Origin of the sequence: Natrinema sp. DC36 (genome assembly GCF_020405225.1) — an archaeon.
Taxonomy (GTDB): Archaea; Halobacteriota; Halobacteria; order Halobacteriales; family Natrialbaceae; genus Natrinema.
In genome coordinates, this window is record NZ_CP084472.1 from 1792725 (window position 1) to 1813803 (window position 21079).

Sequence of the window (21079 nt, forward strand, 5' to 3'; positions counted from 1 at the left end):
GAGTTCTGAGGGGTTACATGAAAAGAAGTGACCTGCTACCGTGGCAACGGGGAATAGCCACGCCCTCCCCAACCGATTCGCTCGTTCCACTCGCTCATCCCTCGCACGGCATCGAGTCGCGGTTCGTCAATGACTCACCGCGACCCAGCGCGCGCCACCCCACGGTGGATATCCCGTCCGAAATGACAAATTTCCCACCTATACCCCACGTTGCCACTCTATCATTTCGACCGAGCTAAACCACTAACAGCCACAGGATCACCGTCAGGACGAGCGTCAGCAGAAGGATACTCGTCCCGATGCTCGTCCGGAGGTGGATCGTCGAAGGGCGGCCGCCGTCGGTCGGCTGGCGGTCGTCGACATCGACCAGCGGAAGCCGCCGTGCGACCGCGTCGACGGCGAGGACGGGGTTGTTCCCGACCCAGTAGCATCGTTTGACGGCTCCGACGACGGCGGCGTCGACGATGGCGTAGGCTCCCGTCACTGCGAGCATCGTCCACCGGCTGAGGTAGTAGGTCGCTGGGTAGACGACCGTTGCCGGGTCGCCGAGATCGAGTTTCGAGAGCGGTTTTTTGACGACCACGAACGCGACGGCTGCGACCCCCGTGAGGATCCCGGCCGTCTCGAGGTGACCCGGACTGTAGGGGTGGAGGTGGCTCTCGCCGCCGGAGTAGGAGAACGCGAAGTCGCTCCCGTAGATCGTCGGCGCGAGGTCGGCCAACCCCTGCCACCAGACGCCGAAGAGGAGACAGGCACCGCCGAGGCCGAGCATCGCGACCGTCTGGCCGGGTTTGGCGTCGGCGACCTCGAGGTCGCTCTCGCCGTGGAAGAAGACGTAGTAGCCGAGCTTGATAAAGGAGAGCAGCGTGCCGATCGCGCCGAGCCAGAGCAGCCAGTACAGCGCCTGGTACTCGGGCTGACCGTAGTAGTGGGGATTGGCAGCATCGAAGATCATTCCCTTGCTGACGTAGCCGTTGAAACCCGGAATCGCGGTGATCGAGAGCGCGCCGAGCCCGAAGCCGATCGCGGTCAGGGGCATCTCGCGCCAGAGGCCGCCGAGGTCGTACAGGTCCTCCTCGCCGGTCCGGTAGATGACGACGCCGACGGCCATGAACAGCAGGCTCTTGAAGAGGATGTTGTTGAACAGGTGGCTCATCGCGCCGGCGACGGCGAGGTTGGAGCCGATTCCGATCGCGGCGACGATGTATCCGAGCTGGGCCTGAATGTGATACGAAAGCAGCGCCCGCATGTCGTGTTGGAGCAGCGCGAAGGTCGCGCCGTAGACGGCCATCAGGCCGCCCATGTACGCGATGTATATCGAGAGGTCGCTCTCGCCGCCGACTGGGAACGCCCGGTAGAGGACGAACGCGCTCGTCTTCGTCGTATAGACGGAGAGGAACACCGAGGCTGCGATGTGCGGACGCGGGTAGGTGTCGGGCAGCCAGGTGTGGAACCCGATGAAGGCGACGTTGACGCCCATCCCGAGCACCGCGAGCAGCGCCGGAATCCCGTCGGCGATCCCGGCCTCGGTATAGACGAACGTACCGGTCTGGACGTAGTGAACGGCGACCGCCATCATCACGAGCACCCCGCCGGTGCCGTGGAAGAGCGCGTACCGGAAGCCGGCCCGGACCGCCTCGCCGCCGTAGTGCCAGACCACGAGCGTACTGGTGACGGCCATCAGCTCCCACATGAACAGGAGCACGAGCCAGTCGCCCGCGAACGCCGCCCCGATCGACGAGGAGACGTAGACGAGCGCGAACGCGACGAGCGTTCGGCTCGCCTCGCTCGAGTACGCATAAATCACGCTACAGACGCCCAAAAAGCCGAGCCCGAGGCCGACCATCCGGGAGAAGTCGTCGACGTAGAACGGGACGACTTCGAACCCGAGGAAGGTCCCGGCGAGGTGCTGGCCTTCGGGGGCGACCAGCGAGATCGCCAGCACCGCCGCGAGGCTGAGCGCGCCGACGGCGAAGCCGGCGATTCGCGGCAGGACAAGCACGAGCAGGGCCGCCGCGAAGACGATGAGCGGCGGGTACGCCAGCGACAGGAGTTCGAGCTCCATCAGTCGTTCACCTCCGTCACGAGTTCGTCGAGCGGAACGCCGCTCAGTTCATCGAACGGCATACCGAAGACCCCCTCGACGATCCGGGTCGCTAACTCGAGGAAGACCGCGTAGTCGGGGCCGATTCCGAGGACGACCGCGCCCGTCGCGATGACGGCGATCGGCGCGAGCATGAGCCACGTGCTCTCGGCGAACGGCGAGCGGCGTTGCCAGCCGTCTGCGGGCGGGCCGCCGGTGAGGTGATCGTCGTGATCGCCGTGATGGTCGACGGCGTCGACGGCGTCGCCGCGCTCGTCGTGACCGGGTTCGTCGCCGTCATCGGCGCGATCGGCGTGGTCACCGGCTTCGGACGCTCGAGCGTCGGTGGAGTGGCTCGTCGCGTCCGCTCCGTCGGCGGTCGTGTGATCGCTCGGGTACTTGTCGACGGCGTACTCGAACTCCTCCTCGGACGCGTTCTCCGCGTCTGCAGTGTCGGCCGTCTCCGTTCCGTCGGCCGGATCCCCGCCGTCAGCGGCGACGTGGTCGTCCGCGGTCCCGTAGGACCGCAACACGCCGCCCCGTGGGAACTCGAGGAGCGGTTTGGCGTCGTGGCGGTCCTCGCTCTCGAAGAAGGCCGTGTAGACGACCGGCCAGAAGTACGCGACGTTGAGCACGGCCGAGAGCAACAATGCACCGGCGAACAGCCAGTACTCGCCGCCCATGTAGCCGGCGCCGATCAGCATGTAGAACTTGCTGACGAAGCCGGCGATCGGCGGGAGCCCGGCCATACCGGCCGCGCCGACGGTGAAGGCGGCCATCGTCAGCGGCATGCGTTTGCCGATGCCGGCCATTTCGCTAATGTAGTCGGTGTGGGTCTCGACGTGGATCGCGCCCGCACAGAAGAACAGCGTGAGTTTCGCGAACGCGTGCGCGGGAATGTGGAACAGCGCCCCGACCATCGCATAGGGATGCAACATCGAGAGCCCGAGTACGATGTAGGACAGCTGTGCCGTCGTCGAGTACGCGAGCCGGCGCTTGAGGTGGTCCTTGCGCATCGCGATGATGCTCGCCGCGGTCAGCGTGAACGCGGCGACGATCGCAACCGGGATGTTCAGTCCGACCTCGCCGATAGCCGGAATATCCAGCGGAAGGTCGCGAATCAGTCCGGGACCGAAGACCTCGAGGATGACGCGAGCGATGCCGAACGCGCCGGATTTGACGACCGCCACGGCGTGGAGCAGTCCGGAGACTGGCGTGGGCGCGACCATCGCGTCGGCGAGCCACGAGTGCAGCGGCATCAGCGCGGCCTTGACGCCGAAGCCGGCGATGAGCAGGAAGAACGCGGCCTGTGCGTAGATCGGTTCCGCCTGCGCGGCCGTCGCGAGCGCCTCGATACCGCCCGCCTCGAAGGCGAGCGTCGGCCCCGAACTGACCAGACTCGTGAGCCAGTAGATCAGGACGGTGCCGGCCAGCAGGAAGACGCCGCCGCCGAAGAACGTGTAGGTGAGGTACTTCCGGCCGGCGATGCGGGCCTCGCTGTCCTCGTTGTGGGCGACCAGCGGATAGGTGACCAGGGAGAGCAGTTCGTAGAAAACGAAGATCGTCACCAGGTTCGCCGCGAAGGCGATCCCGACCGCAGCCGAGAGACTGGCCGCAAACGAGGCGAAAAACCGGGTCTGGGAGTGTTCGTCGAGTCCGCGCATGTATCCCGCGGCGTAAAACGACGTGAAGATCCAGAGGAAACTCGCGAGGAGCGCGAAGAAGATCCCCAGCGGGTCCGCTCGCAGGGCGAAGTCGACGCCCTCGAGGAACCGAATCCCGGTCGACTCCGCGAGACTCCACCGGAAGACGGTGCCGTCCATGACCGCGGGGAGCATGCTGACGATGATGCCGAACTTCGCGAGGGCGGCCAGGACGGACCAGCCTTCCCGGAGGTTCGGCCGGCGATGCGACGCGACGATCAGGACGATGGCGACCGCCGACACCAACAGTGCGGCGAGCGGTCGGAGATCCGCGACCATCAGTTGAACACCTCCGTGATGAACGGCTCGAGCAAGTTGGCGAACGTCCCGCCCGCGAAGCCGAGTGCGACGGCGGCGAGCGCGAAGCCGACGACGACCGCGATCATGCCGACCGAGACGGCGTCGGGGGTGGCGTTGCCGTGCGTGGAAGCGCCGGCGGAGCCGTCGTCAGCGTCGGCATTACCGCCGTCCGTCGCGATCGAGCCCGGCGCGTCCGCCGAACCGACCGAGAGCGGTGGTGTGAAGTACATCTTCTCGAGCAGGCGGGCGGCGTAGGCGAGGGTGAGCATAGTACTGAGGAAGATCACGGCAGCGACGGGCCACAGTTCCGACTGGACGGCACCGAGGGCGATGTACCACTTGCCGACGAAGCCGACGCCCGGCGGGACGCCGACCAGAACCAGCAGGAGGACGGCCATCGAACCGGCGACGAACGGGCGTTCCCCGGCGAGTCCGGCGTACTCGTCGACGGTGCGAGCGCCGTAACTCGTCGCCACGACGGCGGCCGACAGAAAGAGGCCGGCCTTCAACAGCCCGTGACCGACGAGGTGAACGGTCGCACCGAGAAGCGCGGTCTCGGAACTGCCCGCGATGACGACCCCGTAGGCGGCGATGACGAGGCCGAACTGCGAGACCGAGGAATAAGCGAGCATCCGCTTGACCTCGGTCTGGATCACGGCCAGGACGGTGCCCGCGAGGACGCTCACGCAGCCGACGGTGACGACGATCGACGCCGCGTTCGGCATGGCGGCGAGATAGTCGACGCCGAAGACGGTGACGATGACCCGACCGAAGGCGTAGGCGGAGGCGGTCGAAACCAGCGCGGCGATCAGCGGCGTCACGCCGTCGGGAGCCCGCTGATAGGCGCTCGGCTGCCAGGTGTGCAGGGGCCACTGGGCGACCTTGACGGCGAAACCGACGACGATGAACGCGAAGCCGGCCCGAATCAGGACGGGCCGTTCGGCCGCCGGAATCGCGCTCGCGAGTTCGACCATGTTGAGCGTCCCCGTCGCCATGAAGACGAAAGCGACGCCGATCAGGTACATCGACGCGGCGACCGTCCCCAGGATCAGGTACTTCAGGGAGGCGACCGCTGCCTCCGGGCCGTCGCCGCTCGCGACGAGCGCGTAGGTCGCGATGCTCGTGATCTCGAGGAAGACGAACAGGTTGAAGACGTCGCCGGTCAGCGAGATACCGAGCAGGCCGGCGACTAACAGCAGGTACGCGGTGTAGAACGTGTTCCCGCGCGGGCCGCCGCGACGCGTGTACGCGAGGACGCCGGTGGCGACGACCGTGACGAGCAGAACGATCAGCAGCGAGAACTCGTCGGCGACGAGTTCGATTCCGTACGTCCGGGGGTAGCCGCCGAGCGTATGGGTTACCGCTTCCCCACCGGTGTAGACGGCGCTCGCGAGGGCGAGGGCTCCGGCGAAGAGCCCGGTCGTCGTGACCGCGGCGACGGACCATCCGGTCCGGTCGTACCGCAGGCCGAGCGCGATCGGAAGCGTCGCGCTGATGATGGGGACCGCGATCAGCAGCGGCAAGAGCAGGTCGACGCTACTCATCGGCGCGCACCTCCCGAAGGGTGTCCTCGCGGAGCGTCCCGTACTCCGCGTAGATCCGGATGATCAGGGCCAGTCCGACCGCCGTCAGCGCGATGCCGACGACGATGGCGGTCAACACGATGACCTGTGGCAGCGGGCTCGCGACCATGACCTCCCCCGGAACGCCCTCGTGAGGGACGATCGGTGCCGAGCCGCCCTCGATGTAGGCCATCGAGATGAAAAACAGGAAGATGGCCGACTGGAAGAGGTTCACGCCGATCAGCTTCTTCACGAGGTTCTCGCTGGCGATCACCATGTAGATCCCGAGACCCAGCAGGACGAACAACAGCACGTACGTGTAGTGGCTCGTCAGGAGATCAATCATCGTCGCTCACCTCCGCGTTGGACGAATCGGGAGTCTCGGCGGCGTCGGCACGGCTGCCGCCACCGGTCCCGCTCGGTCGGTCGGGCGAGAATCCCGCTGCCATCGTAAAGAAGAGGCTGATGATGGTCCCGGAGACGATCAGCGAGATACCGGCGATCTCGACGGCCTCGAGTCCCCACTTCGGCTTGATGTGGAAGACCTCTTTGAGCATGGTAAACTCGAGGAAGTCCCCGCCGAGGGCGACCATCGCGAGGCCGATAGCGCCGAAGATGACGACGCCGCCGGTGACGAGGCCGGCGAGGAACGAGTTCCGGAGCCACTGTCGGGTCGGTTCGATGCCGAAGGCGAAGGCGAGCATGAGGACGGTGACGCCGACGATGGTTCCGCCCTGGAAGCCGCCGCCGGGGGCGTCACCACCGTGGAACGTCATGAACAGCCCGTAGGTGAGCGTAAACGGTGCGATGATCTTGACGGCGGTCATGATCACCTGACTCTCGGTGTAGGTATCGTCGATGGATCCAGACATTAGGCGAACACCTCGCGTTTCAGGACGAGCAGCGTCGAGACGCCGGCGGCGAAGACGACGACCGCTTCGCCGAAGGTGTCGAAGCCACGGTAGGCGGCGAGGACGGATGTCACCGCGTTCTCGACGCCGGTTTGGCTGTACGTCTCCGTGATGTAATGTTGGGTCACGTCCGGGTTCGACCAGACCGGCGTCTCCGTGCCGCCGACCGCGTACATCTCGGGCAGGACGGCGGTACAGAGCAGTAGGACGAACGCCCCGACGACGACGACCGCCGGAACGTGAATTCGTTCCGCGAGCCGATCCGTCGAGGGCCGCGTCGTTCGCGCGATCGTCAGCAGTAGCAACAGCGTCGTCACGCCGGCACCGATCGCGGCCTCGGTCATCGCGACGTCGGGAGCCAACAGGAACGTGTAGAGGATCGCCATTCCGAGACTGTAGGCGCCGAAGACGATGATCACCGAGAGCACGTCGCGGAACAGCACCGTCGCAACGGCCGTCACCAGAATGAACGCGACGAGGGTATACGCGAACAGACTCATCACGGCTCACCGTCCGTTTCGGTAGCGGCCTCGGTTTCGTCCGTCTCCGCGCCCGCTCCCTCCTCGGCGAGGATCGGCTCGACACCGGTCTCCGCTGCAGATCGGGCGATCGCGTGGGCCGCGGTCGGGTTCGTGACGAACACGAAGAACAGCAGGAGGACGGTGTAGATCGCCCCGTGCTGCCAGCCGAACGCCAACGCGACGCCGGCGAGTGCGAACCCGGCACCGAGCGTGTCCGTCTGGGAGGCGGTGTGAGCCCGCGCGTAAATATCCGGGAGGCGGATGATGCCGACCGTCGAGACGAGCGTAAACAACACGCCGAACCCGAGGAGGACGACGATCGCCCAAAAGCGGATCGTCTCGATCACAGCACGCCACCTCGCTCGACGGTGAACTTCGAGATCGCGATCGACATCAGGAAGTTCAGCAGTGCGTAGATCAGCGCCACGTCAAGGAACCACGCCTGATCGAGCCCCGCAGCCAGCAGAGCGAGGACGACGACCGTGTTCGTTCCGAGCACGTTCACTGCCAACAGCCGGTCCTGCGTCGTCGGGCCGACGATAGCCCGGTAGAACATCGCAATCGCGAGGATCACGAACAGCGCGGCCGCGGCGAGGAAGACGTCCTCGAGCGAAGCCGGCGTCACAGCTCGTCACCTCCGACGATTTCCGCGTCGCCGCGTTCGCGCGGCGAGGGGATCGCCGCCGAATCCCGGCCGTAGAAGACGAATCGAATCGCTCGCTCGAGTCCGCCGTCGAAGAGGTCGTCGCGGGCGGTGGGAATCAGCGTGTGGACGAGCAGCTGTTGGTTGGTCGCCCGAACGGTCAGGGTCCCCGGCGTGAGCGTGATACTGTTGGCCAGCGCGAGCAGCGGCAGGCCGCTTCGCACGCGGGAGTTGACGCGAGTCAGCGTGGGTTCGATCGGCATCGACGGTCGGAGTATCACGGCCGAGACCGCGAGATTGGCCTTGACGATCTCCCAGAGCAGGTACGGGATGTAGATGGTGAACCGAACGACGCGGAGCGGCGACTGCACGCGGTCGAGCGGCACGGTAAACGTCACCCGTGCGAGCGTGACGGCGACGATACCGGCGACCGCAGCGCCGGTGAGGAGATCGAACCAGTAGGTCGGATCCCCGAGGACGAGATAGAAACCGTAGGAGAGCAGGAACGTCGCGAACAGACGGTCGAAGTCCTCGGTCCCGCCGGCGAGACGACCGCGGCGGGCCGACCGCTCGACCGGAGCCTCGTCGTAGGCGACTCCGATGCGCTCGAGTTCGCGCTCGAGGGGCTGGAGCATCTGCGCGGTGACGCCCGGCTGATACTCCGGATCGAGCACGATGCGGTCGATCCCGTGTTCGTCGACGTAGGCGTCGAAGATTTCGGCGTAGTCTCGCGGCCCGAAGAGGTACTCGTCGGTCCCGAGCGTCGCCGTTTCGATCGTCACGTCGGCCTCGCCGGCGTCCTCTTCGACCCAGTTTCGGGCCCGCGAGAGCAGTCCGTTGGCATCTTCGCTGTACTGGTCGCTCTCGGGGACGTCGGCGTCGTAGGGCATCGCGACGACGAGGTGACACTCGAGCGAGTCAGCGGTCTCGAGCCCCGATTGGACGGCGTAGCCGACCGTCTGGCGAACGGTCACCGTGTCCGACAGCGGGACGAGCAGGCGTTCAACCGCCACCGCGTTTCCCTCCTGACGACCGTCGTTGGACACTCATGACTCTGGTTGTTAGTCGAACCAAGCGGTAGCCGTAGGAAAACGATTTCGTTATTCGCCGGCAGTCGTCCGTTCCAGCTGGTTCGATTCGGTCGTGTTCCGTCGGTTCTGATTCGGTCGTTCGCGTCAGTTGAACTGCGTTCCCATCGTTCGTCCGACACGTGTCCAATCCACTGGCACCGCTGGACGATCGGTAGTTTTACAATCGGACTTTCAGTAGAGAAAACTGACTTGCATGACGACGACCGAAACCGTTCACGATCGAATCGGGACCGCACGCGATGACCTCACGACCGGCCAGCTCGTGGCCGTCTTCGCGTTCGTCGCGGCGATGACGTTCGCACTACTCTTCCTCCAGGAGCCGCTAGCCCACGACTCCATGCACAACTTCCGGCACGCGGCCGGCGTGGTCTGTCACTGATGCTCGTCGACTACCTCGAGCGCGGCGTCCTCGCCGGCGCGATCGCCGGAATCGCGTACGGCGCGTATATGGCGTTCGTTGCGAACCCGCTTATCGGGTACATGGAGACGCTCGCCGAGGGCGGGGAGCACGGCGAACACGCTCATGAAGCGGGCGAACATGCTCACGAGGCTGGTGAGCACGCCCACGCTGCCGGCGAACACGCCCATGCGGTAAGCGAGGCGACGACGGCCGCGGTGAGCATCGGCAGCGGCGTCCTCTGGGGGATCCTGCTGGGCGGCGTCTTCGCCCTGGGCTTCTACTTCCTCGAACCGGCGCTGCCCGGCCGCGGGAACGTCAAGGCCTACGTACTGGCCGGTGCCGGCTTCCTCACCGTCTCGGTCGCGCCGTGGCTGGTGTTGCCGCCGACGGCACCGGGGGCCGAACAGGCGTACGATCCGACGCTTCGGATCGCGATCTACGTCTGTCTCATCGCCGTCGGCGCAGTCGTCGCGGCGGCATCGATCTACGGGTATACCCGCGGGTCGGCTCGGAGTCTCCCGCTCGGAGTGGTCGCGGCGGCGGTTCCCATCGTCGCCCTCGTCGCGGCCACCGCGATCGCGGCGCCGACCATCGTCGAGTCCGGCGCGATGCCGGCCGATCTCGTCGCCGCGTTCCGCGGACTGACCGTCTTGAGCCAGGCCGCCCTGTGGGTCCTTGTAGCCGGCTGCTTCAGTTGGCTTCGACCGCGATCCGACGAACGAGCGACCGCCGAGCAACGCGAGGAACTACTGAGCAGTCCATGAAGAATCGGACCGAAGAACACCGCGAACGCCTCGAAGCCCACGTGTTCGTCTGCGCCACCGATCGCGATTCCGAACACGCGAGTTGCGGTAGCGCCGGGGCCGACGAGACTGTCGCCGCGGCGAAAGCGTGGTTACGCGATCGCGACGCGTTCTGGACGAGCGTCTCGGTCAGTACAACCTCGTGTCTGGGGCTGTGCAGCGAGAGCGGGACCGCGATCTCGATTCAACCGCGAAACGCGTGGTACTCGGACGTAACACCGGCGGACGTTCCCGAATTGCTCGCCTCGGAGTTCGGCCCGGACGCGGAGCACGTCGGCGATCGGTGACTGGCTTCCGTCTCCCGGGACTCGTACAGTCCGTCGCAGTCGTGTCGTCGGTTTCTCAGTGGAAACGAATCACACGCATACACCAAACACTGTTGGTAGTAGAGTTATCACGCTCGCACCGTACTTTCAACCCAGACCGACACTACGAACGGTTGGACGGGACCGGCCGACATCCGAGCGACCGCTTGTGCATCTTTACTAGATCATCTTCGATAAAAATCATTGATAGTAGTGTGCTACCTTATCATTCATATAGGAATATTTTAGTTAGAATGAAGTCCCGAAGGATTTACGTAGGCATGGTTTCCTTTCCCGACCGTAGCGCATGACCTCCAGATTCGATATCCCATCCCGCACTTCGGATACGCCCTCCAGCGATCCGCAGTTCGACGAGACGGCCGTGCTATCCCCGGACGATATTTTTCACATTCTCCAGACGAACCGAAGACGAGAGGCGATCCGGTATCTGCTCGACGAGGACGAACTCGTCAAAATGCGCGACGTCGCCGAGCACGTCGCGGCGAAAGAACACGAGACGACGGTGGCGCAACTGACGTCTGCGCAGCGCCAGCGCGTCTACATCCCGCTGTATCAGTCCCATCTTCCGAAACTCGACAAGAAGGGAATCATCGAGTACGACCAGCCCCGCGGGGTCGTGCGACCGACCGATCGACTGGAGATATTCCGACCGTATCTCGAGGCGTCGGACGACGAGCTCGAGCGACCGGGAACCGACGCCGATCGATCGGCCACTGCCCGCGTCGATAGCGCGTATTTCCGGACTGCGATCGGCGCGAGCAGTAGTCTTCTGCTCATCTCAGCGATGGGCGTGCTCTCGATCCCCGGATCGGTCCTCGGAGCGATCATCATGACCCTGTTCGTGCTAGCCACGGTCGCCTCGAACGGCATCGACTCACCGCTCCCGATGCGATCGGCGAACTGACGAGCGATACTAACAGCGTCTCCCGGCTGCCCGCTACTGGCGCGCAATGATTTTACGCTGATACTCCGTTGTCGAGCGTACCAGTCATGCTTGCGTGGCCAGACGAGACTATCTACGAGGGGATCGCGTCAGTGGCGGCGACCGACCCGGAGCGGCGGGCCGTGGTCTTCGACGAAACAGTGTGGAGTTACGACGACCTGCTTGCGGAGAGTCGCGCGCTCGCCCGCGGGCTCGCCGATCTGGGCGTATCCCGGGGGGACGTCGTCGCGGTCTGGCTGGGAAACCGCCCCGAGTGGATCGCCTGTCAGCTCGCGACCTCGTTGCTGGGCGCGGCGATGGTCGCGGTCAACACCCGCTACCGAACCCACGAACTCGAGTACATGCTCGAGGACTCGGGCGCGAGCGTCCTCGTCACCGAGGACGCGCTGCTCGGGCGGGACTACCACGAGATGCTCGCGACGGCTGTTCCCGAGGTTCTCGAACAGTCGCCCGAGGAATTCGATCCCGATTCGATTCCCACCCTCGAGGCGATCGTGAGCCTCGAGCCGTCGGCCGATCTGCCGGCATTGCGAGCCTACGACGACGTCCTGGAGACGGGCCGAGCGCGGGATCGGGACGCTCTCGAGCCCGCGAGCGACCCCGAAGCCCCGGCAGCGATCTTCTACACGAGCGGGACGACGAGCGACCCGAAAGGCTGTCTCCAGTCGAGTCAGTCGCTGCTGAATCACTCCGCCCACGTCGCGGACCATCTCGGCGTGACCGAGGATGACGTCGGTGTCGCGACGCTCCCGTTCTGTGGCATCTGGGGGTACAATACGCTCTTCAGCGCACTCGCAACGGGAGCGACGCTCGTGACGCAGACTCACTTCGACCCCGGCGAGACGATTCGGCTGGTCGACGAGTACGAGGCGACCTCCCTCACGGGGCTCGGCGTGATGTTCGAACGGATGCTCGAGCACGACGTCTTCGACCCGTCGCGGGTCGAGACAGTCGAGACGGGAGTCGTGGGCTTCATCAGCAAGGGGTTCGACGAGAAGTCGTTCGAGCGCATCGAATCGACGTTCGGCTTCCCGGTAGTCCAGCCCTACGGACTCTCGGAGGCGAACAGCCAGATCTTCGTCGGCGACCCCGACGATCCGGCGGAGCGACGCAAACGCGTCGGCGGACCGCCAGTCCATCCCGAGATCGAAGCGACGATCGTCGATCCCGAGACGCGCGCGGAACTGCCGGCCGGCGAGGAGGGCGAACTGGCGATCAGGGGCTATCTACTGGCCGACGGCTACCTCGGTAAGCCGGCGGCGACGGCTGCAGCCTTCGACGAAGAGGGGTGGTTCTACACCGGTGATCTCGCCGAGACGGACGCTGACGGCTACGTCTACTATCGATCGCGGCTCGACGACGCCCTGCGAGTTCGCGGCTTCCTCGTCGCACCCCGCGAGATCGGAGCCGCCGTCGAAGACCACCCCGACGTTCGCTCCTGCGAGGTCGTCGGCGCACCCCATCCCCGCCACGGCGAGGTGCCGGTCGCGTTCGTCGTCCCCGTCGCATCCGATGGCGACGAGCCCACGTCCGACATCCTCGAGGCGTTCCTCGAGTCCCGCGTGGCCGACTACAAGGTCCCCGAGGCGTTCGAGTTCGTGGACGGCTTTCCCACGACGGAGGGACCGAACGGGGAGAAGGTGCGAAAGACCGCGCTCAGGGAGCGGGTACGAGATCGATTTGGGGGATAGCGAACGGGTCCGGAATTCCGGAAATCGAGGGGGAGCGGCGCAACGCTTTTTGCCCGACTAGATGAGGCTAACCCGATGGCCCGACTCTCACGCGACGTGGTCGAGCTGACGGAAAGCCAGCGGCTCGGTCGCTCGAGCGTTCGCGACATCGACTCCGAGTACGACGCCGAGTACCGGCGTCGACGCGCCGCGGAGCCACCGGGCCGACCGGAGGACGGGACGCAACCGGAGGATCTGTAGCGATGCCCGCGGCCGAGAACGGCGTCGCAACCGACCTCGCGGCGTTCGTGACATCGCTCTCGGACGACGACGTGCCCGACGACGCGCGTCGACTGGCCGAACGCGCGATCCTCGATACCGTCGGCGTGACCCTCGCGGGAGCGGGTGCCGAGGGCGGGACCGTCGCCGCGAGTGCGACCGCCGCCGAAACCGGCGAAACGACGGTGCTCGGTCGCGACCGGCAACTCCCGCTGTCCGACGCCGTCCTGGTGAACGCGACCGCCGGCCACGCGCTGGACTTCGACGACGTCGCGCTGGCGGCGATGGACGGCCACCCGAGCGTGCCGATGGTCGCCCCGCTGCTGGCCGTCGGCGAGCGCGAGGGCGCGACCGGACGGGACGTTCTCACGGCCTTCGTCGCCGGTTTCGAGGCGCAGCACTTCCTCTCGAGGCCAATCAGTCCCGGCCACTACGAGGGCGGCTGGCACGCCACCTCGACCGTCGGCCTCTTCGGTGCCGCCGCGGCCGTCGCGAACCTGCTCGGGCTTTCCCTCGACCGCGCCGAACACGCGCTCACTATCGCCGCATCGATGCCGGCCGGCCTCAAGCGAAACTTCGGGACGACGACCAAGTCGATCCACGCTGGCCAGGCCGCTCGATCGGGTACGACCGCGGCCCTACTCGCCGCCGAGGGCGCGACCGCCGATTCGAGAGCGATCGACGGAGACCGCGGCTTCTTCGACCTCTATCGCGGGGACCGCGAACCGGACCTCGAGCGGGTGCCCGACCTCGGCTCGCACTGGGCGCTGTGCGAGGACGGCATCGACGTCAAGAAGTACCCGTGCTGTTACTACACCCACGCCGCGATCGACGCCGCGATCGAACTCGCCGAGGAGTACGACCTCGAGACGGACGATATCGACGAAGTTCGAGTGACGGCCTCCCAGGGTGCGGCCGACGCGCTCGCACACGACGACCCCGCGACGGGCCTCGAGGCGAAGTTCTCGATGCCGTACCTGATCGGGAGCGCGTTCGCCCGACGACGCGTCGGGCTCGCCGCATTCGACGAGGAGCGGATCGACGATCCGGCAGTTCAGGCCGTCCGCGAGCGCGTGTCCCTCATCGTCGACGGGAACCTGTCGTACGACTCGAACGCCGCGCACGTTGCGGTGACGACTCGTGCCGGCGACGAGTACGACCGCAGCCAGGAACGGCCTCCCGGGACCCACGACGACCCGCTCTCGGACGACGAACTGCACGAGAAGTTCCGACTGTGCGCAGACCACGCCCCGGAAACGGTCGCGGTCGACGACGCGCTGGCTGCGCTGGACGAGCTGCGGACGGTGTCGGACGTGAACGACGTCCTCGAGTGGCTCTGAACGCCGACGGTCCGGCGGTCACTCGGCCGCAGTCGTTTCGGGACGTTTACCTGCCGGCCGCCCCCACGTGACGGCGATGACGCTGTACTCGCGGGTCAGGCCCCTCGCGTTCAAACTGCCGGCCGAGACGGCTCACGATCTCGGCAAACGGACGCTCCGGGCGACCCAATCGACCTGGCCGACGCGGGCGGCGCTGGCCGCCGCCTACCAGTACCGGCATCCCGCACTCGAGGTCGACCTGTTCGACGCGACGTTTCCGAACCCGGTCGGCGTCGCCGCCGGCTTCGACAAGAACGCCGAAGTGACTCACGCGCTCGAGGCGTTAGGCTTCGGCTTCGTCGAAGTCGGAACCGTCACACCCTATCCGCAGTCGGGTAACGACCGGCCCCGACTCTTCCGCCTGCGAGAGGACGAGGCGATGGTTAATCGGATGGGATTCAACGGCCAGGGAATGGAGCGCGTCAAATCGCGACTCGAGACCGACGGCACCCCGAATATCCCACTCGGCGTCAACGTCGGCAAGATGAACTCCTCGAGCGAGCGCGAGGCGATCGAGGACTACCGACGCGTCTTCGATCGACTCTCGCCGTTCGCCGACTACGTCGTGGTCAACGTCTCCTGTCCGAACACGCCCGACGAGTTCGACGAGGGCTCGCCCGAGCACCTCCGGACGATCTTCGAGACGCTCGAGGCCGAAAACGATCGGGACGTGCCGATTCTGGTGAAAATCGGTCCAGACGAGCCCCAGGAGTCCGTCTTCGACCTGGTCGACATCGTCCACGAGTTCGATCTCGACGGCATCGTCGCGACGAACACGTCGACGACCCGCGAGGGCCTCGAGTCGCCGAACCGCGAGGAGTGGGGCGGACTCAGCGGGAAACCGATGGCGGACCGCTCGACGGCGGTCATCCGCGCGATCGCGGAGTACACGGACGGCGACCTGCCGATCATCGGCGTCGGCGGCGTCGATTCGGCGGAGAGCGCCTACGAAAAGATCAGGGCCGGCGCGTCGCTCGTCCAGTTGTACACCGGTTTCGTCTACGACGGGCCGTCGACGGCCAAGCGGATCAACAGGGGACTGGTCGAATTGCTCGAGCGCGACGGCTACTCGTCGGTCGAAGCGGCGGTCGGCGCGGATCTCGAGTAGCCGGGGAACGCGTCCTCGTGATCAGTCGGCCGGTTCGGGGTCGTCGATCGCGTCGTCGAGTCCGTGGTGCTCCGCTGGGCCGACGACCTCGTCGGTCTGCTCCTCGCGGATCTCCCGGGAGTTGGAGTCCTGCCGTTGTGATTCGACCATCGGCTCGGTATCGCCGCCGGTGACGGAGAGGAAAACCGACCGCAACCGCTCGGTCTTGTCCGTCTCGGCCGTCCCGTCCGATTCGTCGCTCTCGTCCGCCGTGGCGTCTGTTTCGGTCATGGCGAGCGGTCCTCATCGAGACCTGACGAACGGGCAGTGAATATAAATCGGTCGCGACTTTCTCGGACTGAGAATCGTCACGGGAACCGACTGATCAAGGCTCGACGATCGTCGATGGTGAGACGATGGACGTCCGCCATCGGTCTCCCGGCCGTTCGAACGGAAGACGATCATACTCGAGAGAGGCGCAAGTCCCGACGTTCCCGCGGCGGCGGTCGGCGACGGCACATCGACGACCGTCGAGTCGAGGAACAGTTCGGGTCGATTACTCCGTTGTGTATTTGACGTCGTTGTTCGTTCCTTCGTCGACGAAGTAGGGGCACTCGTCGTCGGAGAGGAAGTTCCCCGTTCCCGTGGTATCGGACGACTCCTCGTCGAGGAACAGCTCCGCTTCGCCGTTACGAGTCGAGACGTTTTCGTTCAGCGCGCATTCGCTACCGCTAACCCGAATTCCGGCGAGGTCGTTCTCCGAAGTCGTGTTTTCCTCGATGCGACCGCGCTCGCCATCGATATTGAGCCCATCAGCGGCGCTACCGGTGATTTCGTTCCCTCTGACCAGGTTCTCGGTTCCGGAAACGATAAAACCGTACCCTCGAGTGTCTCGTACCGCGTTCCGTTTGAACTCGTTGCCGGTGCCCGTCGCGCTGATTCCGACCCACCCAGAGCCTGTGACGGTGTTCTCGAGAAGCGCGTTGGTATCCGATTCCCGCAGCACGACGTTCTCGTGTTCGTTGTCGCGAATGTTGTTTTCCTCGAGTCCGTTTCCGTGCGAGTTCCCGAGTTCGACACCGGTGAAATTGTTCGAAAATATATTTTTCTCGATCGTATTCTGGTTCGAATTCAGCAGTTCGAGCCCGCGGGTGAGGTCGTGGTCCCCGTTATTGCTCGTGTTTTCGGTAACCACGTTGTCGTCCGAGTCGAACAGTGCGATTCCGCGCCACCCCGTGCGATCCACGGTGTTTTCGGCGACCGTGATCGCGGTCGAATTCTCGAGATAGATACCGACGTTGTTTTCGCGCACCGTCGTTGCTCCGATAGACCCGTCCCGCACGTCGTCGAAGTGAATTCCGGCCCCGAAGTTCGAGACCGTCACGTTCGTCACGGTGATATCGGAGAGGGGTTCTGAACCGGGCGCATCCGTACCGATACCGGCCGTGTCCGGGTCCGGACGGTCCGGGTCCGGAAGGGCGCGGTCACCGGTTCGAACGATCTCGTGTCCCCGTCCATCGAGCGTGACGTCGCTCGCCCGAATCGTGAGACAGGTCTCGTCGGCGACCGCCAGATCGTCACCGAGCACGTACTCCCCAGGTTCGGTGATCGTCGTCCGCTCCGTGATGACGGTCGGTTCGTCCGTTTCGTCGCTCTGCGCGCTGGCACCCGCGCCGAGCGCGACGAGGCCAGTCGTAGCGACCGCACCTCCGCGAAGGAGCGTTCGTCGGTTCAGGTACGACTTCGCAGCGTTTTCGTCTCGCATGGTCGTACCCTGTCGAGAGGGTCGTATTCCTATGGACCATTTATTCGCTCATCGGAACGTTGAGCGAATTAAAATAGAACAGACTTATATATTCGCTGACGGAATTACAATGAAACGGACGTTCCGACGGGGGACTGTCGGCCCGGTCCGAGAGGACTCGAGCGGCGGGCTACGCGACGTCGACGCGCGTTCCGTGTCCCGCCTCGCCGACGACCGCGACGTCCTCGTAGACGACCTCGCCGCGGACCACGGTCGCGACCGCCTTCCCCGTAAAGGACTCGCCCTCGAACGGCGTCACGCAGTTCTTCGAATGCAACTCTCGCCGGTCCTCGAGCGTCCACTCCCGCTCCGGATCGACGATGGTGAAGTCGGCGTCGGTCCCGACCTGCAGCGATCCCTTCTGCGGGTACATCCCCCAGACCTGCGCCGGACGCGTCGAGTGGCGGCGGACCCACTCCTCGAGCGAGAGCCGTCCGCCATCGACGAAGGTGAGCATGGCCGGCACCTCGGTCTCGAGGCCGACGAAGCCCGAAATTGCGTTCCACGTGTTCCCGAAGGGGTCGTCGACTTTCTTCTCCGCGGGCGTGTGCGGTGCGTGGTCGGTGGCGATGCAGTCGATCACGCCGTCGTCGATGCCGATCTCCCAGAGCCTGTCGCGTTCCTCGGCGTCCCGAATGGGTGGCTGAACACGCGCGACGTTCCCCTTCTCTCGCATGACCTCCTCGGTGAACCAGAGGTAGTGGGGCGTCGTCTCGGCGGTGACATCGACGCCGCGTTCTTTCCCGCGGCCGACAGCCTCTGCCGCCGATCCCGACGAGACGTGGAACATGTGGATCTTCGCGCCGGTCTCCTCGGCGAAGGTGATCATCCGCTCGACGGCCTCCCGTTCGGCGATCACGGGCCGCGAGTGGGAGTGATCGATCGGTTCGTTTCTCCCCTCGGCCTTGAAGCGCTCCGTGTAGTGATCGATGATCTCGCCGTTTTCCTCGTGGAATCCCAGTCGCTTGCCGGTCTCTCGGATCTTCTCCATGGCTTCGAGAATTTCGCCGTCGTTCGGCGGCGGGACGTCGCCGACCGTCGAGCCGAGGAAGACCTTGAACCCGAGCGGGCCGACTGCGTCGATCTCGGGAATGAGATCGAGATTCTCCGAGGTGACGACCGCGTAACTCTGAAAGTCCACGTGGGCCGAGGCCTCACCGCGCTCGAATTTGAGCTCGAGATTCTCGGGGCTGTCGATGACGGGGTCCGTATTCGGCATCCCGACGACGGTCGTCACGCCGCCGGCGGCCGCCGCTCGCGTCGCGGATTCCCAGTCTTCCTTGTACTCGAGGCCGGGTTCGCGGTTGTGGATGTGGCAGTCGACGATCCCGGGGACCAGCACGTTCCCCTCGGCGTCGAGGACGCGATCGGCGTCGGGAAGCCGGTCGCTCCGGCCGACGGCGACGATTTGTCCGTCCTCGACGGCGATGCCCGCGTCGGGCGTCCGGCCCGCGGGCGTGACGACGGTACTGTTACGCACGACGAGATCCACGGTCATTGCCGTGGAATTGCCGAGGACCGCGCATATAGCTTCCCCAAACGGCTCGAGTCCGATCGGTCAACCGCCACGCGGTGGCGCGCGCTGTACCGCGGCGAATTGCGAGGCCTGAGCGAAGTGAAGGCCTCGGTAGTGTGAGCCGCGGTCCGACCTGCGCGAGGTCTTCGCGAACAGAGTGAGGGAAGGGTTGTCAGAGCGTGCTCTGACAGTGGATGAGGGAGGAGCACCGCAACGACCGAATCGATTGGGGGGGGCGTGGCGATCACTAGCCGCCAGGGTCGCAGAACACTCGGTACCACCCTCACTGCTACGAGAGCAAATTGATAGTTCACACGGACGCGGATCTCTCCACGCAGGCGATCCAGATGTCGAAGATACGTTTCCGTTCGAAAGCGTCCAAGCCGCCGATTCCGGGCCGACCGGCCGGTTCTCAGCCGCGACTCGAGCGCGAGTCCCGACCTACTCACCGCGCAGTTCTGCGAAAAATTCCAACGGCACCGAACAGCGTTCTCACGCGATCCGCCTCCGTCAGCGCTGCCCGACCGTATCCTTGGGTACCATGATTCCCGATCGAGGCCAATAAAGACGACGCTGTATGCGGTGCCTTACGCCGTCTCGAGCCCGAGTACGCGGGGGTACGAATCGGATACTAAACAGCGAGGTGGTGCTACCGCCAGGAAATGGACTCGCCAGCGATTCGCGACAGCACGGTGCTCGTGACCGGCGGCGCGGGCTTTATCGGTAGCCACCTCGTCGAGGCGCTGACGCCCCACAACGAGGTCAGGGTCCTCGACAACCTCACGACCGGCGACAGAACCCACCTCCCCGACGGCGTGACGGTGATCGAGGGCGATATTCGGGACCCGATCGCGCTGCAAAAAGCGGCCCGCGGCGTCGACGTGATCTTCCACCACGCCGCACTCGTCAGCGTCGGACGGAGCGTCGACGCGCCACGACGGAGCAATCGCACGAACCTCGAGGCGAGTCTGCTGGTTCTCGAGCAGGCCCGGCAGGAGGACGCCCGGGTCGTCGTCGCCTCGAGCGCGGCGGTGTACGGTCACCCCCAAGAGCTGCCGGTCACCGAAACGGCGCCGACGAACCCGACCTCGCCTTACGGCGTCCAGAAGCTCGCCCTCGACCAGTACACCCGCCTCTACGAGGAGCTGTACGATCTGCCGACCGTCGCGTTGCGCTATTTCAACGCCTACGGCCCGCGCCAACAGGGGCCCTACAGCGGCGTGATTTCGACGTTCCTCGAGCAGGCGCGGGCGGGCGAGCCGATCACGGTCGAGGGAGACGGCGAGCAGAGTCGGGACTTCGTTCACGTGAGCGACGTCGTCCGGGCGAACCTGCGGGCGGCGACGACCGACGCGGTCGGCGAGGCGTTCAACATCGGGACGGGCCAGCGAACGACGATCCTGGAACTCGCCGAGATCGTCCGGGATGCGACCGGATCGTCCTCACCGATCGTCCACCGAGATTCTCGCCCCGGCGATATCAGACACAGCGGCGCGGACACCACGAAGGCGACGCGCGAACTCGGGTTCGACGCCCGGATCGATCTCGAGTCCGGAATCCGGTCGCTGGTCGACGGGGGCGAGCGGACGCCGCTCGAGGAAGACGCTGGCACGCTACTGGAGTCGAACCGGGAACACGGTTCGTACAGTTGATTCGATCGATATCACGGTACGGTTCGTATCCGCTGATGTATCGGGCCCGATATCAGTGCGACACCGAGACGGCTGTCGTCGAGACGAGCGCATCACTTCCCATGTTCGATTCCTAGACAGTCGCGCCAATGTTTTGTTACTCGCTAAATCCGGAACGAATCCGCACTAACCGTTGGAAACGTCCGGACGAGTTTATCCGGTCTCTCGAACAAAGACTGCCTATACCATGACTGGCGAGTGTTCGGCTGCGGTGATCGCGGATCGAGTCGATCACTGCCCGCCATCGATAGGGAATGACTGTCCAGGACCCCATCACGGCATCCCACTGGTACCGATGGATTGGAACCGGTCAGCCGAGTGGAATTCACGTTCTGGAAGAGATATCGGTACCGTACTAACAGCACAT

21 protein-coding genes are annotated in these 21079 nt (G+C 65.3%); 9 read left to right on the forward strand and 12 right to left on the reverse strand.

Translation table 11 applies throughout. The annotated features are described in order from the left end of the window. Positions 1-235 precede the first annotated feature (235 nt). From LDH74_RS09475 to LDH74_RS09515, 9 genes are read right to left on the reverse strand one after another with little or no spacing between them, the layout of a single operon-like run. The gene (locus LDH74_RS09475; protein ID WP_226042255.1) at positions 236-2065 is read right to left on the reverse strand and encodes a Na(+)/H(+) antiporter subunit D; all 1830 of its coding nucleotides are present in this window, start codon (positions 2063-2065) and stop codon (positions 236-238) included. Then, positions 2065-4065: a proton-conducting transporter membrane subunit gene (locus tag LDH74_RS09480; RefSeq protein ID WP_226042256.1), complete on the reverse strand. Its 2001-nt coding sequence runs from the start codon at positions 4063-4065 to the stop codon at positions 2065-2067. Before LDH74_RS09480 ends, LDH74_RS09475 begins: the two co-directional genes overlap by 1 nt. After that, on the reverse strand, positions 4065-5630 hold the full coding sequence (locus LDH74_RS09485; protein ID WP_226042257.1) for a proton-conducting transporter membrane subunit: 1566 nt from the start codon (positions 5628-5630) through the stop codon (positions 4065-4067). Before LDH74_RS09485 ends, LDH74_RS09480 begins: the two co-directional genes overlap by 1 nt. Further along, positions 5623-5994 carry a cation:proton antiporter subunit C gene (locus LDH74_RS09490; RefSeq protein ID WP_226042258.1) on the reverse strand — a complete coding sequence of 124 codons (372 nt, stop codon included), beginning with the start codon at positions 5992-5994 and terminating at the stop codon, positions 5623-5625. Before LDH74_RS09490 ends, LDH74_RS09485 begins: the two co-directional genes overlap by 8 nt. Continuing rightward, positions 5987-6520 (reverse strand): MnhB domain-containing protein, encoded by a 534-nt coding sequence (locus tag LDH74_RS09495; protein WP_226042259.1) that lies wholly within the window; start codon positions 6518-6520, stop codon positions 5987-5989. The genes LDH74_RS09490 and LDH74_RS09495 overlap by 8 nt, the downstream gene beginning before the upstream one ends. Next, complete coding sequence (locus LDH74_RS09500; RefSeq protein WP_226042260.1) at positions 6520-7059, reverse strand: DUF4040 domain-containing protein; 540 nt, start codon at positions 7057-7059, stop codon at positions 6520-6522. The genes LDH74_RS09495 and LDH74_RS09500 overlap by 1 nt, the downstream gene beginning before the upstream one ends. Continuing rightward, positions 7059-7427, reverse strand: a complete 369-nt coding sequence (gene mnhG / locus LDH74_RS09505; protein ID WP_226042261.1) for a monovalent cation/H(+) antiporter subunit G — start codon at positions 7425-7427, stop codon at positions 7059-7061. The genes LDH74_RS09500 and mnhG overlap by 1 nt, the downstream gene beginning before the upstream one ends. Further along, the gene (locus LDH74_RS09510; RefSeq protein ID WP_226042262.1) at positions 7424-7705 is read right to left on the reverse strand and encodes a cation:proton antiporter; all 282 of its coding nucleotides are present in this window, start codon (positions 7703-7705) and stop codon (positions 7424-7426) included. The genes mnhG and LDH74_RS09510 overlap by 4 nt, the downstream gene beginning before the upstream one ends. Next, positions 7702-8736, reverse strand: a complete 1035-nt coding sequence (locus LDH74_RS09515) for a monovalent cation/H+ antiporter subunit E (RefSeq protein ID WP_226042263.1) — start codon at positions 8734-8736, stop codon at positions 7702-7704. The genes LDH74_RS09510 and LDH74_RS09515 overlap by 4 nt, the downstream gene beginning before the upstream one ends. Before the next feature lie 271 nt (positions 8737-9007). On the opposite strand from LDH74_RS09515, the gene LDH74_RS09520 reads away from it, so the two are divergent. The 8 genes from LDH74_RS09520 (at position 9008) to LDH74_RS09555 (ending at position 15722) form a co-directional block, all read left to right on the forward strand. Then, positions 9008-9193, forward strand: a complete 186-nt coding sequence (locus tag LDH74_RS09520; RefSeq protein WP_226042264.1) for a CbtB domain-containing protein — start codon at positions 9008-9010, stop codon at positions 9191-9193. Continuing rightward, positions 9193-9978: a CbtA family protein gene (locus LDH74_RS09525; RefSeq protein WP_226042265.1), complete on the forward strand. Its 786-nt coding sequence runs from the start codon at positions 9193-9195 to the stop codon at positions 9976-9978. The genes LDH74_RS09520 and LDH74_RS09525 overlap by 1 nt, the downstream gene beginning before the upstream one ends. Further along, the gene (locus LDH74_RS09530) at positions 9975-10304 is read left to right on the forward strand and encodes a (2Fe-2S) ferredoxin domain-containing protein (protein WP_226042266.1); all 330 of its coding nucleotides are present in this window, start codon (positions 9975-9977) and stop codon (positions 10302-10304) included. Before LDH74_RS09525 ends, LDH74_RS09530 begins: the two co-directional genes overlap by 4 nt. Positions 10305-10629: 325 nt before the next feature. Continuing rightward, positions 10630-11247 (forward strand): hypothetical protein, encoded by a 618-nt coding sequence (locus tag LDH74_RS09535; protein WP_226042267.1) that lies wholly within the window; start codon positions 10630-10632, stop codon positions 11245-11247. Between the two features lie 86 nt (positions 11248-11333). After that, a complete protein-coding gene (locus LDH74_RS09540) occupies positions 11334-12977 on the forward strand; it encodes a class I adenylate-forming enzyme family protein (RefSeq protein ID WP_226042268.1) in 1644 nt (547 codons plus the stop codon). A 75-nt stretch (positions 12978-13052) separates the two neighbouring features. Next, positions 13053-13217, forward strand: coding sequence for a hypothetical protein (locus tag LDH74_RS09545; protein WP_226042269.1), 165 nt, complete (start codon positions 13053-13055; stop codon positions 13215-13217). A gap of 2 nt (positions 13218-13219) precedes the next feature. Beyond that, positions 13220-14575, forward strand: a complete 1356-nt coding sequence (locus LDH74_RS09550; RefSeq protein ID WP_226042270.1) for an MmgE/PrpD family protein — start codon at positions 13220-13222, stop codon at positions 14573-14575. Positions 14576-14651: 76 nt separating this feature from the next. After that, positions 14652-15722: a quinone-dependent dihydroorotate dehydrogenase gene (locus tag LDH74_RS09555; protein ID WP_226042271.1), complete on the forward strand. Its 1071-nt coding sequence runs from the start codon at positions 14652-14654 to the stop codon at positions 15720-15722. 21 nt (positions 15723-15743) lie between these two features. Here LDH74_RS09555 and LDH74_RS09560 read toward each other — a convergent pair whose 3' ends face one another. The 3 genes from LDH74_RS09560 to allB form a co-directional block, all read right to left on the reverse strand. Then, a complete protein-coding gene (locus LDH74_RS09560; RefSeq protein ID WP_226042272.1) occupies positions 15744-15992 on the reverse strand; it encodes a hypothetical protein in 249 nt (82 codons plus the stop codon). Positions 15993-16257: 265 nt separating this feature from the next. Then, the gene (locus LDH74_RS09565; RefSeq protein ID WP_226042273.1) at positions 16258-17466 is read right to left on the reverse strand and encodes a right-handed parallel beta-helix repeat-containing protein; all 1209 of its coding nucleotides are present in this window, start codon (positions 17464-17466) and stop codon (positions 16258-16260) included. A 169-nt stretch (positions 17467-17635) separates the two neighbouring features. Beyond that, entirely contained in the window at positions 17636-19003 is a 1368-nt protein-coding gene (gene allB, locus LDH74_RS09570; RefSeq protein WP_226042274.1) for an allantoinase AllB, read from the reverse strand. 680 nt (positions 19004-19683) lie between these two features. Between allB and LDH74_RS09575 the strand changes: the two genes are divergently transcribed. Beyond that, positions 19684-20673, forward strand: a complete 990-nt coding sequence (locus tag LDH74_RS09575; RefSeq protein ID WP_226042275.1) for an NAD-dependent epimerase/dehydratase family protein — start codon at positions 19684-19686, stop codon at positions 20671-20673. The last annotated feature ends 406 nt before the right edge of the window (positions 20674-21079 follow it).

What these genes read in the sequence shown, in the direction of transcription:
- LDH74_RS09485 (WP_226042257.1), bottom strand. Translation starts at nt 5,630, where the DNA reads ATGAGTAGCGTCGACCTGCTCTTGCCGCTGCTGATCGCGGTCCCCATC.
- LDH74_RS09525 (WP_226042265.1), top strand. Translation starts at nt 9,193, where the DNA reads ATGCTCGTCGACTACCTCGAGCGCGGCGTCCTCGCCGGCGCGATCGCC.
- allB (WP_226042274.1), bottom strand. Translation starts at nt 19,003, where the DNA reads ATGACCGTGGATCTCGTCGTGCGTAACAGTACCGTCGTCACGCCCGCG.
- LDH74_RS09575 (WP_226042275.1), top strand. Translation starts at nt 19,684, where the DNA reads ATGGACTCGCCAGCGATTCGCGACAGCACGGTGCTCGTGACCGGCGGC.
- LDH74_RS09475 (WP_226042255.1), bottom strand. Translation starts at nt 2,065, where the DNA reads ATGGAGCTCGAACTCCTGTCGCTGGCGTACCCGCCGCTCATCGTCTTC.
- LDH74_RS09540 (WP_226042268.1), top strand. Translation starts at nt 11,334, where the DNA reads ATGCTTGCGTGGCCAGACGAGACTATCTACGAGGGGATCGCGTCAGTG.
- LDH74_RS09490 (WP_226042258.1), bottom strand. Translation starts at nt 5,994, where the DNA reads ATGATTGATCTCCTGACGAGCCACTACACGTACGTGCTGTTGTTCGTC.
- LDH74_RS09520 (WP_226042264.1), top strand. Translation starts at nt 9,008, where the DNA reads ATGACGACGACCGAAACCGTTCACGATCGAATCGGGACCGCACGCGAT.
- LDH74_RS09565 (WP_226042273.1), bottom strand. Translation starts at nt 17,466, where the DNA reads ATGCGAGACGAAAACGCTGCGAAGTCGTACCTGAACCGACGAACGCTC.
- LDH74_RS09545 (WP_226042269.1), top strand. Translation starts at nt 13,053, where the DNA reads ATGGCCCGACTCTCACGCGACGTGGTCGAGCTGACGGAAAGCCAGCGG.
- LDH74_RS09560 (WP_226042272.1), bottom strand. Translation starts at nt 15,992, where the DNA reads ATGACCGAAACAGACGCCACGGCGGACGAGAGCGACGAATCGGACGGG.
- LDH74_RS09535 (WP_226042267.1), top strand. Translation starts at nt 10,630, where the DNA reads ATGACCTCCAGATTCGATATCCCATCCCGCACTTCGGATACGCCCTCC.
- LDH74_RS09555 (WP_226042271.1), top strand. Translation starts at nt 14,652, where the DNA reads ATGACGCTGTACTCGCGGGTCAGGCCCCTCGCGTTCAAACTGCCGGCC.
- LDH74_RS09530 (WP_226042266.1), top strand. Translation starts at nt 9,975, where the DNA reads ATGAAGAATCGGACCGAAGAACACCGCGAACGCCTCGAAGCCCACGTG.
- LDH74_RS09495 (WP_226042259.1), bottom strand. Translation starts at nt 6,520, where the DNA reads ATGTCTGGATCCATCGACGATACCTACACCGAGAGTCAGGTGATCATG.
- LDH74_RS09550 (WP_226042270.1), top strand. Translation starts at nt 13,220, where the DNA reads ATGCCCGCGGCCGAGAACGGCGTCGCAACCGACCTCGCGGCGTTCGTG.
- LDH74_RS09480 (WP_226042256.1), bottom strand. Translation starts at nt 4,065, where the DNA reads ATGGTCGCGGATCTCCGACCGCTCGCCGCACTGTTGGTGTCGGCGGTC.
- LDH74_RS09500 (WP_226042260.1), bottom strand. Translation starts at nt 7,059, where the DNA reads ATGAGTCTGTTCGCGTATACCCTCGTCGCGTTCATTCTGGTGACGGCC.